We start from the raw sequence: 16,513 nt of genomic DNA on the forward strand, positions 1-16,513 counted from the left end.
CTGGTGTCCTTTCAGTCCCAGTCCAGGCCGCCCCGGCGCCACTCGTAGATGAACGGCACGGTGATGAGGGCAATGAAGAAGAAGGCAGCGCCCAGGCCGAACAGGCCCAGGGTGCCGAAAGAGACGGCCCACGGGTAAAGGAAGACCACCTCGATGTCGAAGACGATGAACGTCATCGCCACCAGGTAGTACTTCACGGGGAAACGGCCGTGGTCACCGGCGCTCGGAGTGGGGTCGATACCGCACTCGTAGTTCTCCACCTTGACGCGGTTGAACCGCTTGGGGCCCACGATGGCGGAGATGGCTAGACCACCCACGGCCACCAGCATCGCCACCCCCAGCATGATGAGGAAGGGGAGGTAGTTTTCCATCGGTTCTCCCTATTCGGTGGATCAGTTTGGTTGGTGCTTTTGCACACGACTTAGCGCCACCCGGCCGCGCGCACGGACAAGCCGACGCACTGCTGGCGACGTAGCGAGGCTACCGGCGCTCGTTTTCGCCGCCCGCCCAAGCAGGGCACCCGCAAGACTTTTGGCCCAATTCCGCCCTTTTTGCCGCCCCAATCGGGTGCCGCTCAGGCCACACAGGGGCCGCCGCGCAAACTAATTACGGCAAGGCCGTGGTGCGTATTGCTCAGCTCACGCGCGCCGCCCGGCGGCGTTGGGCTTGGCGCGCTGGTGCAGGGGGCCGACGCTGCCGCCGGCCAGCCGGAGCCGGGTGGCCGGAGCTAGGGGGACCGGCGCCGCCACGTGCCACCGGCCGCCGACCGCTATCGGCCGGCGCCTACTCAGTTGGCGGGCTTGAAGCCGCGGTGGAGGGCCACGATGCCCGCAGAGAGGTTGCGGTGGCCCACGTTCTCCCAGCCGCAGCTGCGCATCATGTCAGCCAGCTCGGCCTGGTTGGGCCAGGCCAGGATGGACTCGGCCAGGTACTCGTAGGCGCGCCCGTTGGAGGAGACCATGCGGGAGATCGCCGGGAGCACGGTGCCCAGGTAGAAGTTGTAGGGGCCGCGCACCACGCGCGTGCTGGGGGTGGAAAACTCGCAGATCACCACGTGCCCACCCGGCTTGGTGACGCGCAGCAACTCCCGCAGTGCCTTCTCGGTGCCCTGGACGTTGCGCAGCGCGAAGGAGATGGTGGAGGCGTCGAAGCTGTTGTCCTCGAAGGGCAGGTCGGTGGCGTCTCCCTGCACGAACTCCAGGAAGGGGTAGCGGCGGCGGCCCTCGGCGATCATGCCCTCGGAGAGGTCGCAGGCAACCACGTCGGCGCCGTCCTCGTAGTAGCCGGCGGCGGAGGTGCCGGTGCCGGCCCCGAGGTCCAGGATTCGCATGCCCGGCTGGGCCCCGAGCGCGCGACGGGTCGCGCGGCGCCAGGCACGATCGCACCAGAGCGACAGCACGTCGTTGGTGAGGTCGTAGCGGCGAGCCACGCGGTCAAACATGCCCGCGATCGCGTTGGGGTCCTTGTCCAGGTCAGCTCTCATGGGGGCTAATTCTGGCAGGTTGGCGCCCGTGGCTGCAGCCCGGGACCGATTGCGGCTAGATTGGCGGCGATGATCGCCCCGGCTATTCCCCAGCTTTGCGCCCGTACTTTCGACGTGACGGGCCACCCGTTGTTACCGACCTCTCTTTTAGGGGCGCTGCCCGCAGCCGACGCTCTTGCCTGGGTGCGCACCGGCGTGGGCTTTGTTGGTGGCGGGGTGACCGCCCGGCTCTCGGCGCGCGGCCCGCAGCGCTTCGCGGCGCTGGATCGGCAGTGGCGGGCGGTGGTGGCGCTGGCGCAGGTGGACGACGCGGTGGGCCTGCCCGGCACCGGCCTGATCGCCGCCGGCTCGTTCGCCTTCGCCGATTCCTCCGAGTGCGAGTCCTTCCTGCTGGTGCCGCGCTTCGTGCTGGGCTGCCGCGACGAGCGCTGGTGGTTCACCCACATCTTTTTGGCCGACGACGCTCCGCCCGCCGCTGCGATCACTGCGGCCAGCGGCGCGCCCGCCGGGGGCGGGGCCGGCTCGGTGGGCCCGGGCCGCGCGGGCTCGGAGGGCCCGGGCCGCGCCGGCTCGGAGGGCCCGGGCCGCGCGGGCGCCTTCACGCCGGGGGGCGCCGCATCTCCCGAGGGCGGCGCCGGCGAGCTGGACGCCCTGCTGGCCGCCTTCCTGGAGACTGGGGCCGCGCCGGCGCGCCAGCCGGGGCGCGTGACCACCTCCCCCGGCGCGCACCCGCGCAGTCGGTGGGACGGGGTGGTGCGGCAGGCGATCGCACAGATGGAGACGGGCCGGGCCCAGAAGGTGGTGCTGGCGCGCGACGTCTACGTGCACACCGAGCACGCGCTGGACCCGCGCGTTCCGCTAACGGCCCTGGGCCGCGACTACCCGGGCTGCTGGACCTTCCAGGTGGGCAGCTGGCTGGGGGCGACCCCGGAGCTGCTGGTGCGCCTGGACCGGGGCCTGGTGGCCGCCCGCGTGCTGGCCGGCACCATCCGCCGCACCGGCGACGACGAGGCGGACCTGCTGCGGGCCGGCAACCTGGCCCGGTCTTCCAAGGACCTGGCAGAGCACGAGTTCGCGGTGGACTCCGTGGCCCACGCGCTGGGCGACTTCTGCACCACCCTGAACGTGCCGGAGCAGCCCTTTGTGTTGCACCTGCCCAACGTGATGCACCTGGCCACGGATGTCACCGGGGTGCTCCCCGCCGGCACCGGGGTGACCTCCCTGGCCCTGGCCGGGGCGCTGCACCCCTCGGCGGCCGTGGGGGGAACCCCGAAGCTGGCCGCCCAGCAGATCATCGCCGAGCTGGAGGGCATGGACCGGGCCAACTACGCCGGCCCGGTGGGCTGGATGGACGCCACCGGCGACGGCGAGTGGGGCATCGCCCTGCGCTGCGGGGTGATCGAGCCCCAGCCGGGCGACGCTGCGGGACGGGCCGGCTCCACCGTGCGGCTGTTCGCGGGCGGCGGCATCCTGCCGCAGTCCGTGCCGGCGGCGGAGGTGGCGGAGACCAGCGCCAAGCTGCAACCGATGCTGGGCGCGCTGGGCGCCACCGACGCGCTGGACGTCTAGCGCTGGTCTTGCGGGCCGGCGCGGCGCGGCTTTGCCTCTTCCTGGCTCTCGCGGAGGCTGTGCGGGCGTGCGCAAACGATTGAGGGCTTAGTGCACCTCTCGTGGGGTTGGCGCACCGGTTGTGGGGTTGGTGCACCTCTCGAGGGGCTACCCGAGCCGGTAACCCCTCAATCGGTGCACCAACAGCTCAACAGCTGCACCAAGAGCTCGATAGGTCGACTAACCCCACAACCGTTTGCGCAACACCGCCCGCGACGGGCGGGCCAGGACCGGGCGAGCGGGAGCTTGCCCGGCCTGGCTAGTTCTCCGTCTCGCTGCGGGCCTGCAGGGTGGCGTTGAGCTCCAGCTTCTCCCCGCCGCGCACCACGGCGAGCTTGACCTGCGCCCCGACGGGCTGGGCGCGCACGGCGGCCATGAGCGCGGGCACGGAGGCCACGGACTTGCCGTTCAGGGCCACGATCACGTCGTTCGCCTGCACCCCGGCGTTCTGGGCCGAGCTGCCTGCGGTCACCTCCACCACCTTGGCCCCGGTGTAGCCGGCGCCGTTCAGCTCCACGGCGCCCTCGGCCAGGGAGACCCCCAGGAAGGCGTGCTGCACTGTGCCGCTCTCGATGATCTGGTCCGCGATGAGCTTGGCGACGTCCACCGGGATGGCGAAGCCGAGGCCGATGGAGCCGCCCTCGTCCTCAGAGGACTCCTTGATGGTGGCGATGGAGGAGTTGATGCCGATCACGCGCCCGCCGGCGTCGAACAGCGGCCCGCCCGAGTTACCGGGGTTGATGGAGGCGTCGATCTGGATGGCGTTGGTGACGGTCAGCGCGGAGGCGGCGTCCCCGGTGGCCTCGTCCTGCTCGGTCCACACGGGCCGGTCCAGGGCGGAGATGATGCCGGTGGTCATGGTGGAGGCGTAGCCCAGCGGGTTGCCGATCGCGGCCACCGCCTGGCCCACCTGGAGGTTCTCCGAGCTGCCCAGGGTGGCCACGCTCAGGTCAGCCGGCGCGCTGTCCAGCTTCACCACGGCCAGGTCCGTGGCGGAGTCGGAGCCCACCACCTGCCCGTCGTAGATGCGCCCGTCGGCCAGGGTGACGGTCACCTTGCCCTCGATGGCACCGGCCACGACGTGGTGGTTGGTGACGATGTGGCCGTCCTTGTCGATCACCACGCCGGAGCCCGACGAGCCGCCACCGGGGACCTCCAGCTCGATTGAGACCACAGAGTCTCCCACGACTTGCTGCACGGCCTGCCAGTTGGGGGTCTCGCCGTTGGCGTCCACCAGCGGGGCGATCGTGGTGACGCCGCCCGCGCTCGCCTGCTCCTGGTTCTGCCCGCCGCCCATGAGGGCGAAGGTGCCTGCGGAGGCGGCCAGCGAGCAGGCCAGGGCGATGCCGGTGACGCCCAGCCAGGTGGGTCCGCGCCGCGTCCTGACCGGCTGCTCGCGCTCGCCGACCGGGTGAGCTGCGCTCGCGGGCGCCACGCCCGGGTGGGACTCTGCGCCGTAGCCGCCGGAGAAGCCGGCCGCCTGCGCGCCACCCGGCAGGGCCCTGCCCGTGGCCGGCACGTAGGCGGGCAGGTGGTTGGTGCCGGTCTGCTGGCCGTAGTCGGGCATGGCAGCGCCGGCCGGCCGCCAGGGCGAGTAGGGACTGGGCACCGGCTTGGTCTGCGGGACGCCGCGCCGGACGGCCGACTGCTCCGCCAGGAAGCTGGCGCTCTGCCCGGTCAGCTGCACGGTCCCCGGGCTCGCCGGCTGGATGGCGATGGGGGCGGCCTGCGGGGAGGAAATCGCCTCCGTGGCCGACGTCGGCCACCCACCTCCCCTCACGCTGTGGCCGGCGTCAGGGGCGGCCGGCAGGGAGGGTGCGCTCTGGCCCATCGGGCTGCTCGTGCCGGCAGGGGCGGGGGCGGGGGCGGCCGGCGGTGCGGGTGCCGGGAGCACGGCCGTGATCGCTTCGGTTGCCGTCACCTCCCCCGGCGCTGGCGCGAGCGGGCCGGTGGCGGCTGCTGCCGGGCCCGGCCCGGAGGCATCGGCCTGCGCGGACGGGAGCGGGGCGGCCGCCTGCGCTGGCTGGGCCGGGGGGCTCACCTCGGCGCCGGCGGGTGCGGCGGCAGGAGCCGGGGCTGCCTGCGGCGTGGGCGCCAGCGGGCGCGGCAGGTCAAAGCTGGCGGTTTCGTTTACGCGATTGTCCACGAACGTGCCTTCCTGTGGTGCACAGATTTTTGACGGCGCCACTTAATCATTGTCGCCTCGCCCGTCTCTGGAAAGTTGCTCGACGTTTGCTGTGGACGCGGCGCCCCACGTTGGGCCAGCCACATTACTTCAACTTTGTACGGCCTAGACCTTGTGCACTCGACCTAGACCTTGCGTAGCGCTCTAAGGTCTAGGTCGGCTGCACAAGGTCTAGGTCGACCGGTTCAGCCCCGGGGTCGCGTTGCCGGGCAACAGGAAGGCCCCGCAGGACCACGCTCATCGGCAGGGCGAAGCCCGTGCGGCGCGCTTTCCCCGACAGGACCACGCTGCCCCGCAGGACCACGCTGCCCGGCAGGGCGGGCCGCCGAGCTAGGCCAGGTCGGCCAACGCTTCGCGCACCGCCCCGGCCATCCGCTGCCCGGCCGCCCTCGGCTCGCCGCGCTCGCAGCGAACCTCGATCACTCGCCGTCCCTTGGGCTGCCTCCCCAGGGCCCGGGCCAGGTCCGCCGCGCTCTCCACGCGCGTGTAGCGGCACTTGTACGCGGCAGCCAGGGCCTTGATCTCCACGTCCTGCGGGGTGCCCCAGAAACGGTCGAAGTGCTCGCCCGTGCGCCCGTCCCCGGCCTCCAGGGTGGCAAAGATGGCTCCGCCCGCGTCGTTGAGCACGATCACGTCCAGGTCCACCTCCTCTTCCAGCACGCCCCGCAGCAGCGAGCCGGCGTCGTGCAGGAAGGTCAGGTCACCGACCACGCAGCGCACGGGCCGCCCGGTCCTGGCAGCCACCCCGACTGCGGTGGCGATGGTGCCGTCGATACCCGCCAGGCCCCGGTTGGACAACACGTTGACCCCGGCGCGGAACTGGCCCTGCATCTGCGCTGACGTGGTGCGCCCGGGCTCGTCAGGGCTGCCCAGCGCGCAGCCGGCCAACAGGTCGAAGTGGCGGATCGCCGCGGACGCGCCGATGGTCAAAACGGGCTCCTTGCCCTTGCGCCAGTCGGCTAGGTGCTGCTCCCAGATCCGCGCGCACGCCCCCCACGCGGTCATGCCCTCCTCCTGCACCAGCAGGGCAGAGAGCGACTCCTGGGCCAGCCGACCGGCCGCCACCCAGGTGCTGGTCCAAGCAGCGTGGAAGTCGCTGGGCTGCTCCTGCCCGCCCCGCCCCGCCTGGTCCGCCCAGTCGGCCCCCAGGAGATCCCCCGCCCGCAGCTCCAGCTCCGGCTCGACGGCGGGGAACACTGCGGCGGCGTTAGCGGCAACGTCGGTCCACTCCGCCCCGTCGTCCACCACGATCACTCGGACGTTCGGGCGGGCCAGCAAAGCGGAGACCGGCCGGGATAGCGTGGGGTGACCAAAGACCACCACCTGGGTGATCGCCTCGCCCAGGGGCGAGTCCAGCAGGTCCCGATAGGGGCCCACGGCCGTCGGGTGCGTGCGCAGACCGCTGCTTGGTTCCGCCAGCAGCGGCAGGAACGCCTGGCCGGCAAATCGGCCCGCCTCTATGCCGCCGTCCCCGGCCAGCACCACCGTGCCGGGGCCCACAGCGATCGTGGCCGCGACCGGCTGGGCGCTTGTGGGCAGGTGACCGCCCGGCGGCGGGGTAATCCCGTGCGCCTCGTAGAGAGAGTCGGCGCCCTCGTGTGGGCGCAGCAGCGGATCCCGGAAGGCCACGTTCAGGTGCACCGGCCCCCAGCCTGAGCGCTCGGACCAGTCCAGCATGCTCAGGTCCACGTCCCGGTAGCCCCAGGCCGCCTCCTGCCGCCGCAATTCGTCGATCCGGCCCACAGCGCCATCCGGCAGGCGCCAGTAGCCGATCGAGCTTGCCACCGCCCGTTGGACGACGCTGCCCACCGGCCCCTCTGCGGGCACGTCGGCGAAGAAGCGCACCGCCTCACCGAAGATGCGCGCCTGGTTCGTGGTCTGGGAGGCACCCACGCCGCGCATCTCGTGGGGCCGATCGGCGGTGACCACCACCAGCGGGACACGCCCGTGCCTGGCCTCCAGCACCGCCGGGTGCAGGTTGGCCACCGCCGTGCCGGAGGTGACCACCACGGCCACCAGGGGGCCCGGGCTGCGCCCGGCCCGCTCGCCGCCGGGTGCCCCGGAGGCGGCTGCGGCGAGCTCGTCCGGGGCCGAGATCAGCAGGGACTTGGCCAACCCGAGGGCGAAGAATGCCGCGCCGCGCTCGTCCAGACGCACGTGGGCGCGCACCATCCCCGTCTCCGCAGCGTGCGCCACCGCGAGCGCCAACGGCCCCGAGCGCGAGCCGGGGCACACCACCACGTGCCCCACCCCGGCGGCCACCAGGTTCGCCACGATCGACTGCGCCATCAGAGTCGCGTTCACAGGTACTCTCCCATCGCATCCAGCCGTGCGCCCCAGCGCGCGCGCAGGTCCGCATCCTCGGTCAACCGGGACTCCACGCCGGCGGCAATCTCCGCGTATCCGGGCAGGTCCACCTCCCACAGCGCCCCGCCGCGCGGGGTCAGGGGCAAATCTACGACGTCCCCGGCCAGCAGGGTCGCGGTGCCCAGGCCCGCGGGCCTGGGCACCGCCAGTCCCTCGCCGCGCGCCAGCTCGCTTGCCAGGCGGTAGCCCGCCGCCAGCCCCACGCTGGTCTCAATCGCGCTGGAGGCCACGGCGGGCAGCCCCACGCGGGCGGCCAGCTGGGCGGCCGCGAGCGCGCCCCCCAGCGGCTGGGATTTGACGATCATGTAGTCGGCCGCGCCCGCAGCGGCCACCGCCAGCGGGTCTGCGGCCCGGCGGATCGACTCATCGGCCGCCACCGGGCAGATCGCCGCCTCGCGCACTTCGGCCAGCTCAGCTACGGACGCGCAGGGCTGCTCGCAGTACTCCAGCCCCCCGGCCGCCTGGTTCAACACCGGCAGCGCCGCCAGGGCCTGCTCCACGCTCCAGGCCGCGTTCGCGTCGATCCTTATCGACGCTGCGGGCAGGCGGCGGCGCACCGCCTCCAACCGCTCGCGATCCTGCCGCAGTTCCTGCCCGGGCTCGGCAACCTTCACCTTGGCCGCCGCGAAGAGCCCGCCCCCGCCCGGCGCCTCGGCGGGGCCGGTCGGCGCGCCAGCTTGCCTCCCCAGCAGCCGGTCCAGGTACGCCTCCAGCTCCGCGCCATTCAGTGCGGGCACGGTCAGGTTCACCGGCACCAGCGCCGCCGGGGCAGGCAGCTCACCCGCCACCGCAGCCAGCGCGGCGCGCAGCCACGCCGCGCTCTCCTCCGGGCCGTAGTTCCAAAACGGGGAACACTCCCCCCAGCCCGCCCCCGGGCCCGCCACCGCCTCCCGGTCAGCCCCGGCCAGCAGCAGCCCCTCCCGCTCCCAGAGCCCCCGAAAGCGGGCGCGCAGCGGCACCCGGTAGGCGAAAACCGCCCCGACCCCGCGCTCCCCCAGGTACGGCGGTACCGGCAGAGCGGTGGTGGTAAGGGCGGTTCTCATGTCAGTGCGGCGGGCGGAGCGTCGTCCATCCGGCCGGGAAGGCCGGGCGCGGCGCCAACTCAGGCACGCGGCTCGCGGCCCAGCGTTGCCACCATGACGGCCTTGATCGTGTGCATGCGGTTCTCCGCCTGGTCAAACACGATCGAGGCGGGCGAGGTGAAGACCTCGTGGGTCACCTCCAGGCCGTCCAGACCGGTGGCCTGGTAGATCTCCTCACCCACCGTGGTCTCCCGGTCGTGGAACGCCGGCAGGCAGTGCATGAACTTCACGTCCGGGTTCTTCGTGGCCGCCATCAGCTCCGCGTTGACCTGGTAGGGGCGCAGCAGGCGGATGCGCTCGTCCCAGATCTCCTTGGGCTCGCCCATCGACAGCCAGATGTCGGTGTGGATGAAGTCCACGCCCTCCACCGCAGCCAGGTCCTCGGTGATGGTCAGCTTCGCCCCCGTCTCCTGCGCCACCTTGTTCGCGGCGTCGATGACGTCCTGCGCCGGCCACAGCTCCTTGGGGGCGATCATGCGCACGTCCATGCCCAGCAGCGCACCCGAGACCAGCATGGAGTTACCCATGTTGGAGCGGGCATCCCCCACGTAGGCGTAAGAGATCTGGTTGAGCGGCTTGCCTGCGTGCTCGCGCATCGTCAAGGCGTCGCACAGCATCTGCGTGGGGTGCCAGTCGTCCGTCAGGCCGTTCCACACCGGCACACCCGACAGCTCCGCCAGCGTGGAAACCTTCTCCTGCGAGTCGCCCCGGTACTCGATGCCGTCGTAGAAGCGGCCCAGCACCTGCGCCGTGTCAGCGATGGACTCCTTGTGCCCGATCTGCGAACCGGTGGGGTCCAGGTAGGTCACCTGCGCACCCTGGTGGTAAGCGGCCACCTCGAAGGAGCAGCGCGTGCGCGTGGAGGTCTTCTCGAAGATCAACGCAATGACGCGGCCCTCCAGGTACTTCACCTCGCGGCCCTGCGCGCGCGCGGCCTTCAGCTCGGCTGCCAGGTCGATGAACGACAGCCATTCGGCGGGGGTGAAGTCCAGTTCGCGCAGGAACGAGCGACCAGCCAGGGGAAATTCCATTGCGGTGCCTTTCTAAGGGGTGCGGGTTGCCCGCCGGCAGGATCCTCGCGTCCTGGCAGCGCGGGCACTGCCGCCAAGACTAGCGCGCGGGCGGCGGACGGCGGGCCCGCGACCCGGTCAGTTCCCGGGAGGGGCGGCGCCAAAGATCGCCACGAACGGGTTGGGCGGGTACTCCTCCATCCCCACCTGCTTGCCCGGGGCGGCCTGCGCTCGGACCGGCTGGCCCACCGCGCCCGCCCCAGCCGCAGCCTGCCCCGCGCCCGCCGGAGAGAACACCGGGACGGAGGCCGACGCGGCCTGCGCCGCCGGGGCGGGGGTCACGCGCGCCGTGGTCGGCGCGTAAGCCGCAGGCGTTGACCTAGCGGGCAGCACCACAGGCAGCTGCAGCGAGGGGGTGGGCGCCGGCGTCACCTTCGCGCCCTCCACCGGGGTCACCGGGGCGAACACCGAGTCGTTGGGGCCCCTGGTAGCGCCGAAGCCGGCCTCCGCCTCCGGCGCGAACGGAGAGACCTCCGCCACCACGGGGGCGAACGGTGCCGCCGCTGGCTCAGGCTCCGGTTCTACCGGGGCCGGCTCGGCCGCCGGGGCGGGCTGCATCGCGGGGAGCGGCGTCTCCACCGCTGGCGGGGCCGGCTGCTTCGCTACCGGCGCTGTCACCGGCGCTGTCACCGGGGCTGTCACCGGGGCGGCGGTGGGCTCGGCAGCGGGCGGGGCCGGCTGCCGCAGGCCCTCGGGCGCAGGCTGCGGCAGGCCCGCGGGGGCCGGCCAGGACACCTGCTGAGCGGGCGGGGAGGGCGTGTCGGCCGCCTGCGGGGTCGGGGCGGAGGGGACATCCATGCCGGGCCACGCCGGCGCTGCCACAACCGGCGCGGCCTCAGCCGGCGAGACCTCAGCCGGACCGGCCAGATCCGCTCCCGCTTCGACCGTTGCTGCCACAAGCGGCGCCGCCTCGGCTGCCTCCTCAACTGGCGCCGGCTCCCCCGGGCCCGCTCCGGCCGCGACGGCGAGCCCCGGCGCCGGCTCCCCCGCGACGGCGGCGTCCTCCCCCGCCACGGGCTCGGCCTGCAGCGCCCCGAGCGCCGCCACGCCCCCGAACGGGGTGGCCACCTCCAGCGGCAGGCGGGCGCGCAGGGCCTCGGCGTGAACGATGCCCTCGACGATCGGCCACGGGCTCTGGTCGCTGCCCACCTGGGCGTACCAGGAGTCGCTGATCTCCCACAGGTGCACGTCGGTGAAGGCGTGAACGGGCTCGCCGGGGGCGTCGGGCGAGATCAGGACCTCCTCGCCACCGGCCTGCACGCGGGCGGCGAACCCGGCGGAGACCAGCACGCGCAGCGTCGTGCCGTCCCAGCTGCTGATGGCGTAGCGCACGTCGCTGCTGGCCGCGCGCGCGGCGGTGACGCACTCTGCCACGTCCTCCAGGGCCGCGCCGCACCGCAGCGCCTCCCACGCCTCCAGGGCGCAGCCTCGGCTGATTCCCTCGGCGAGCAACATTCCCTGCGGGCACACCGCGCCGATGAAGTCACCCGGGATCCAGTTCGCTGCCATGGTTACTCCTTTTTGGGCCCTGAGGGCATGGTAGCGCTGAGATCGGCCTTTGCTTTGGCCGCAGCGGCCTCGGCCTTCCTGGCCTCCAGTTCGGCGGCCTTGGCGCGCCGGGCCATGTCCTTGGCGTGCCGGGAGGCGCGCCTGGATTCCTGCTTGATTTGGGCCCTTTCGAGCTTGCGTTGGGCGCGGGCGTCCGCGCGGGCGGCCTCCTGTGCCACGTTCTTCCGCCGCAGCGAGGCTGTGGATAACTTGGCGCGGAGCGTGGTGCGGGTGCCGGGGGTGGCGCGCAGCTGGGCCTCGACGTCGCTCACGAGCTCCCAGGTCCGGTCGCGCTGCTCGCCGCTCACCTCGATGTCGCCGAAGGCGGCCTGGTCGCTGAGCAGCGCCGCCAACACCACGGCCTCCTGTTCGCCGCGCACCCACCTGAACGGCACCGGCTTGACCTCGGCGACCGGCCGCGCCGGCAGCTGCTTGCCCTTCTTGCGGGGGAAGCGCCCCTCAGCCGCTCGCCCTCCTGCCGCGAGCGCCCTGGCGGCCTGCCCGCCGGTTGCCCGCTGCGCCGCCTGGGCGTCTTCTTGTCCGACGTTCCGCCCGCCCTTCTTCGCCCTGGACCGCTTGAGAGCGATGCGGCCGGAGAACACGTCCGCCAACAGCTGGGCCTGGGCCGGCCTGGTGGCGCCGCCCGGGACGGCTACGCCGTAGTCGGCGGCCCTGTCCAGTAGCTCCTCCCACGCCGAGATCGTCTGCTCGTTGGCGTCCCCGCGCCGCGCACGGCGCGAGCGGCGGCGGGCCTTGGCCAACAGGATCAGCAGCAGCGGCAGGAGCGCCGCGAGCGCCCCCACCCCCACGGCGATCTGCAGCCAGGGCACGGTCAGCTCGGGGGTGTCCGGTTCTTCCTTGTCGTCCTCCAGCACATCCGGGGGAAGCTCGGCAGGCTCCTCGGGAGCCTCGGGCGGCTGGATGACCTGCGGGCGCGGGTTGGGCTTGATCTCCGGCTTCTCGTCCGGCGGCACCTGGTCCCTTGGCGGGGTCGGGAAGAAGGGCTGCCAGCCGGCGCCGGAGAAGTTGACCTCCACCCAGGCGCGCATGTCCGCGCCCTTGACCTCCAGTTCTTCCCCGGTGCCGGCGGGCACGAAGCCCACCACCACGCGGGCGGGAATGCCCTGGGCCCTAAGCAGCAGGGCCATGGCGGGGGCGTACTGGTCGTCGTCCCCCACCAGCAGCTCCTCCTCCAGCAGGCGGGTGATGCGGGAGGCGCGGTGGCCGGGCAGGGAGGGGTAATCAACGCCGTTGGCGAAGTAGCCGTTGCTGGCAAAGTGGCGCTCCATGGCGCGCACCTGCTCGATGGCGCTGCCCGCGCTGCCCAGCAGAGTGGGGGCGCGCTCGGCCACCACCGGGGGCACGCCGGCATCCTCGTATGGGAACTCGGCGAACGCCACGCCCTTGAGGATGTCGTCGCTGAGGGTCACGGCCGGGGCCAGGTCCACCTCGTAGGAGTCGCCCTCCTGCAGCCCCTCCTTGGTCAGGATCGTGCCGAGGGGGGCGGCGTAGTAGCTGGTGAACTTCAGCTGGTCGGCGCGGTCCCCGGTGTAGCGCAAGCCGGCCAGGTCGCCACCGCCGGGCACCCAGTTGCCCCGGTAGGAGCGGATGGTGATCCTGGCGGTGGTGGTGGCTGGGGGCGCCTGCGCGGGACGCTCCACGCTCTGACCGATGCGGTGGAAGGCCACGTTGGAGCCCGTGGGGGACAGCTGGAAGACCGTGCCGTCGTAGTAGTCCAGGGCGGCCAGGCGCACCGGGGTGCCGGCCGGCAGCCCCGAGACAGTGAAGAGCACGTCGTCAGCGTGGTCGGTGTTCGTGGCGCGCAGGGGTGCGATTGGGGAGTGGTACAGGCTCAGGTCCAGGGGCGGCTCCACGTAGTCGCGCAGCACCACCCGTTGACTGCCGTGCAGCAGGTAGAGGCCGCCGGCCACCGCGACCGTGACGGCCGCCGCCAGCAGCGCTCCGGCGCGCACGAATATGCCCCGGTAGGCGGAGTTGCCGGAGGTGAAGCGCACTGTGCCGACCCCGGTGTGCCGGGCGGACTGGCGCCCCACCCAGGCCAGCCAGCCCAGCATCACCACGCCGCTGAGAGCGCCGATTACCGCCGCTAGCGGGGCGCGCTGGGAGCCCCACAGGATGCCTATGACAGCCAGGGAGAGCACCGGGAGCGCGGCCCACTGGGGGCGGCGCAGGCGCAGCACCGCTGAGGCGGCCAGGACTGAGCAGACCAGCGCCGTCAGGTAGGGCAGGGCCGCGGGGCCAACGAAGATGGAGGCGGGGGTGGTGACCGTGAGCAGGTCCATCCACACCCGGGCCAGGAGCTCGGTCAGCAGCCTCAGGGTGCCCGTGGTGGGCACGATCCCGCCGATGGCGGTGGAGGGCACCGCCAGGGCGCCGCCGAACAGGAAATAGACCAGCAGGGTCAGCAGCGTGGTCACGCCCAACCCCAGGCGCAGCCGCCAGGCCAGCAGGGCCACGCCCGTGCCGAGCAGGGTGCCGCCTGCGGCCGCCACGTAGCCGGAGGCGTCCCCGAAGACCGGGCCGTGCGTGAGGCTGGCCAGCAGGAGCGCCACCACCACTATCAGCAGCGAGACCCCGGTCCTCTCCGGGAGGCGGGCCTTGCGCCCGCCCAGGCGCCTGGGCGGGCGCCGCCTCGCGGCCCGCTTGCCCGGTGCCTGACCGGCCTGCGCAGCAGGGCTTTGGGTGGCCGGGACCTGGGAAGCCGCGCCCTGAACGGCCGCGCCCTGCGCGCCCGCACCGAGGGTCGCGGCGCGCGCCGCCGCCCCCTGCGCTCCCGTGCCCCGTGCCCCCTGTGCTCCCGCACCGCTGGCGGGGAAGGCTGCTTGCTTGGTCATTGCAGTGCTCGCTTCAACGCGCGTGGCAGCTCGTCGCGGTCGGGGAAGGTGACCACGGGGAAGCCGTCCACGGTGCGAACGCTCAGCGCGGAGTTGGCATCCACCCGCAGCGCCGCCTTGGCGACGTTCAGGGGCAGGGTGGCCAGGGCGCGGTGGACCACGTCGATCGGGTTGTTGGCCCCGGTGATCGCCACGACCACGGAGGCCTCGGGCGCCTCCAGCAGGGCGTCCTTCGTCACCGCCACCAGGTCCGCCACCCCCTCGGCCTGCTCCAGCGCCGCGAAGTAGTCCATCGCGCGCATCGCGGAACTCGGAAAACAGCTGGAGTCCTGGCACACCACCGTGGCCTCCTTGCCGTCCCGCAGGGAGGCAGCGGCCAGGGAGGCGGCGGCGCTCAGCCCCACCTCGAAGTCCTCCTCGTCCTCCCACGCCTCCACGCTGCGGTCCAGCACCACTAGGAGGTGGGCGCGGCGCGTCTCCTCGAACTGGCGCACCATCAGCTTGCCCACGCGGATCGTCGTAGGCCAATGGATGTTGCGCCGGTCATCACCCAGCGTGAAATCACGCAGGGCGTGGAAGGAGACATCTGAGGAGGAGAGCTGGTTGACCGTGGCACCCTCCACGTCCCGGATGAACCCGACCGCCTTGGAGGACAGCGGCACGATCTGGGGGTGGATGTAGAGCTCGATCGTCTCGTCCCACACCGTGGTGCGGCGCACCAGCCCCAGCGGGTCGCCGCGCACGGCCTCGGCTGGGCCGATCGTGATCACGCCGCGCCGCTCGGTGGGCAGCTCGAATCCCTCGATGTGCTGGCCTCCGCTGGAGAGCCCGGGCACGCGGAAGGAGGCGATTCCCTGTCCAAACGGCAGGTCCATCAGGGAGGAGCGCACCGCCCGTCCAGAACGGTTGATGACCTGCAGCGTGCCGGTGGCGCGCGAACCGACGGTGACTCGGTCCTTCAGCAGGCGCAGCCGCACCTCGTAGCTGGCCCGCCCCACGGCCAGCAACAGCGCCAGCACCATGCAGGCCAGCGCCAGGATGCCCAGGATCAGCAGCTCCAGCCAGCCCAGCCACCAGCCGGCGGGCGCGGCCAGGGCACCGAAGCAGGCCACTGCCCACCCGAGCCTGGTCACCCCCTCCACGAACGACCATGCCCGCCCCAGCACCGGCAGGGACTCCACGCGCCCGCTGGCGGCCTCGCGCCACGCGGACAGTGCCTGCCTGGCCTTTTCGGCGCGCCCAACCGGCCCCGGCTGCTGCGCGGGCAGCGCTCGGGGCGGCACTCGGGGCGCCGAGGCGCGCGGATCGGGCTGGACGGCCACGAGTTTCCTAGGCGGTCGGGGCGGGCACGGCCGCCAGGGAGTCCGCCACCACCTGCTGGGCGGTGGCGCCGGAGAACTCGGCGTCGGGGTCCATCACGATGCGGTGTGCCCACACCTGCTCGGCCAGCGCAGTGATGTCCTCGGGGACCACGTAGTGGCGGCCCTGCGCCATCGCCCACACTCGGGCGGCGCGCATCATCGAGATGCCGCCACGGGTGGAGACGCCCAGGCGCACGGCCGGGTGGGCGCGGGTCTGCTCCACCAGCTGCTGCACAAACAGGGCCACCGGCTCGCTCACGTGCGTCTGCTTGGCCAGGTCGCTCATGTCCGCCACCGCCCGGCCGTTGAGCACCGGGGAGAGGCTCTGGGAGCGGTCCGGGTTGCCGGAGCCCAGCAGGATCTCCACGCCCGCAGCCCGGGCCGGGTAGCCCAGCGAGCACTTCATCATGAAGCGATCCAGCTGCGCCTCGGGCAGGCGGTAGGTGCCGGCCTGCTCAATCGGGTTCTGGGTGGCGATCACCAGGAAGGGCCGGCCCACGTCGTGGCGCACGTTGTCGTTGGTGACCTTGGCCTCCTCCATCACCTCCAGGAGGGCGGACTGCGTCTTGGGCGAGGCGCGGTTGATCTCGTCGGCCAGGACGATGGAGGCGAAGATCGGGCCCTTGCGGAACTCCCACCGCCCGGACTTGTCCGGCATGGTGGTGCCGGTGATGTCCAGCGGCAACAGGTCTGGCGTGAACTGGATGCGCGAGTGGCTGCAGTCCACAGTCGCCGCGATCGCGCGCGCCAGCGCGGTCTTACCGGTACCGGGGGCGTCCTCCAGCAGCAGGTGCCCCTCGGCGAGCATGCACGTCACCGCCAGGCGCACCACGTCCTGCTTGCCCAGCAGGGCCCGCCCGATGTTGTCGACAATCGTGTTGAAGGCCTCCGCGAACCAGCGGGCCTTTTCTACCGTGACTGCCACAATCTCTCCTTCATGTCCATCCCACGCTT

Annotated in this window: 11 protein-coding genes; 1 reads left to right on the plus strand and 10 read right to left on the minus strand. The window is 72.6% G+C overall.

Features of this window, described 5'->3' with window-relative positions; genetic code table 11:
- Positions 1–11: 11 nt before the first annotated feature.
- Positions 12–371, minus strand: coding sequence for an NADH-quinone oxidoreductase subunit A (locus ABYF38_RS03705; protein WP_371152797.1), 360 nt, complete (start codon positions 369–371; stop codon positions 12–14).
- Between the two features lie 416 nt (positions 372–787).
- On the minus strand, positions 788–1,483 hold the full coding sequence (locus ABYF38_RS03710) for a demethylmenaquinone methyltransferase (RefSeq protein WP_371152798.1): 696 nt from the start codon (positions 1,481–1,483) through the stop codon (positions 788–790).
- A 69-nt stretch (positions 1,484–1,552) separates the two neighbouring features.
- On the opposite strand from ABYF38_RS03710, the gene ABYF38_RS03715 reads away from it, so the two are divergent.
- A complete protein-coding gene (locus tag ABYF38_RS03715) occupies positions 1,553–3,052 on the plus strand; it encodes an isochorismate synthase (RefSeq protein ID WP_371152799.1) in 1,500 nt (499 codons plus the stop codon).
- A 298-nt stretch (positions 3,053–3,350) separates the two neighbouring features.
- Here ABYF38_RS03715 and ABYF38_RS03720 read toward each other — a convergent pair whose 3' ends face one another.
- The 8 genes from ABYF38_RS03720 to ABYF38_RS03755 form a co-directional block, all read right to left on the minus strand.
- Positions 3,351–5,237 carry a S1C family serine protease gene (locus tag ABYF38_RS03720; RefSeq protein WP_371152800.1) on the minus strand — a complete coding sequence of 629 codons (1,887 nt, stop codon included), beginning with the start codon at positions 5,235–5,237 and terminating at the stop codon, positions 3,351–3,353.
- Between the two features lie 369 nt (positions 5,238–5,606).
- Entirely contained in the window at positions 5,607–7,580 is a 1,974-nt protein-coding gene (gene menD / locus ABYF38_RS03725; RefSeq protein WP_371152801.1) for a 2-succinyl-5-enolpyruvyl-6-hydroxy-3-cyclohexene-1-carboxylate synthase, read from the minus strand.
- Entirely contained in the window at positions 7,577–8,686 is a 1,110-nt protein-coding gene (locus tag ABYF38_RS03730; protein WP_371152802.1) for an enolase C-terminal domain-like protein, read from the minus strand. The genes menD and ABYF38_RS03730 overlap by 4 nt, the downstream gene beginning before the upstream one ends.
- A 59-nt stretch (positions 8,687–8,745) precedes the next feature.
- The gene (gene argF / locus ABYF38_RS03735) at positions 8,746–9,756 is read right to left on the minus strand and encodes an ornithine carbamoyltransferase (RefSeq protein ID WP_371152803.1); all 1,011 of its coding nucleotides are present in this window, start codon (positions 9,754–9,756) and stop codon (positions 8,746–8,748) included.
- 117 nt (positions 9,757–9,873) lie between these two features.
- Complete coding sequence (locus tag ABYF38_RS03740) at positions 9,874–11,304, minus strand: hypothetical protein (protein ID WP_371152804.1); 1,431 nt, start codon at positions 11,302–11,304, stop codon at positions 9,874–9,876.
- A gap of 2 nt (positions 11,305–11,306) precedes the next feature.
- Positions 11,307–14,198, minus strand: coding sequence for a transglutaminase-like domain-containing protein (locus ABYF38_RS03745; protein ID WP_371152805.1), 2,892 nt, complete (start codon positions 14,196–14,198; stop codon positions 11,307–11,309).
- The gene (locus ABYF38_RS03750) at positions 14,195–15,520 is read right to left on the minus strand and encodes a DUF58 domain-containing protein (protein ID WP_371152806.1); all 1,326 of its coding nucleotides are present in this window, start codon (positions 15,518–15,520) and stop codon (positions 14,195–14,197) included. Before ABYF38_RS03750 ends, ABYF38_RS03745 begins: the two co-directional genes overlap by 4 nt.
- Before the next feature lie 7 nt (positions 15,521–15,527).
- Positions 15,528–16,484: an AAA family ATPase gene (locus ABYF38_RS03755; RefSeq protein WP_371152807.1), complete on the minus strand. Its 957-nt coding sequence runs from the start codon at positions 16,482–16,484 to the stop codon at positions 15,528–15,530.
- Positions 16,485–16,513 lie beyond the last annotated feature (29 nt).

Source organism: Buchananella sp. 14KM1171, assembly GCF_041380365.1.
GTDB classification, from domain to species: Bacteria; Actinomycetota; Actinomycetes; order Actinomycetales; family Actinomycetaceae; genus Buchananella; species Buchananella felis.

What these genes read in the sequence shown, in the direction of transcription:
- ABYF38_RS03705 (WP_371152797.1), bottom strand. Translation starts at nt 371, where the DNA reads ATGGAAAACTACCTCCCCTTCCTCATCATGCTGGGGGTGGCGATGCTG.
- ABYF38_RS03710 (WP_371152798.1), bottom strand. Translation starts at nt 1,483, where the DNA reads ATGAGAGCTGACCTGGACAAGGACCCCAACGCGATCGCGGGCATGTTT.
- ABYF38_RS03715 (WP_371152799.1), top strand. Translation starts at nt 1,553, where the DNA reads ATGATCGCCCCGGCTATTCCCCAGCTTTGCGCCCGTACTTTCGACGTG.
- ABYF38_RS03730 (WP_371152802.1), bottom strand. Translation starts at nt 8,686, where the DNA reads ATGAGAACCGCCCTTACCACCACCGCTCTGCCGGTACCGCCGTACCTG.
- argF (WP_371152803.1), bottom strand. Translation starts at nt 9,756, where the DNA reads ATGGAATTTCCCCTGGCTGGTCGCTCGTTCCTGCGCGAACTGGACTTC.
- ABYF38_RS03740 (WP_371152804.1), bottom strand. Translation starts at nt 11,304, where the DNA reads ATGGCAGCGAACTGGATCCCGGGTGACTTCATCGGCGCGGTGTGCCCG.
- ABYF38_RS03745 (WP_371152805.1), bottom strand. Translation starts at nt 14,198, where the DNA reads ATGACCAAGCAAGCAGCCTTCCCCGCCAGCGGTGCGGGAGCACAGGGG.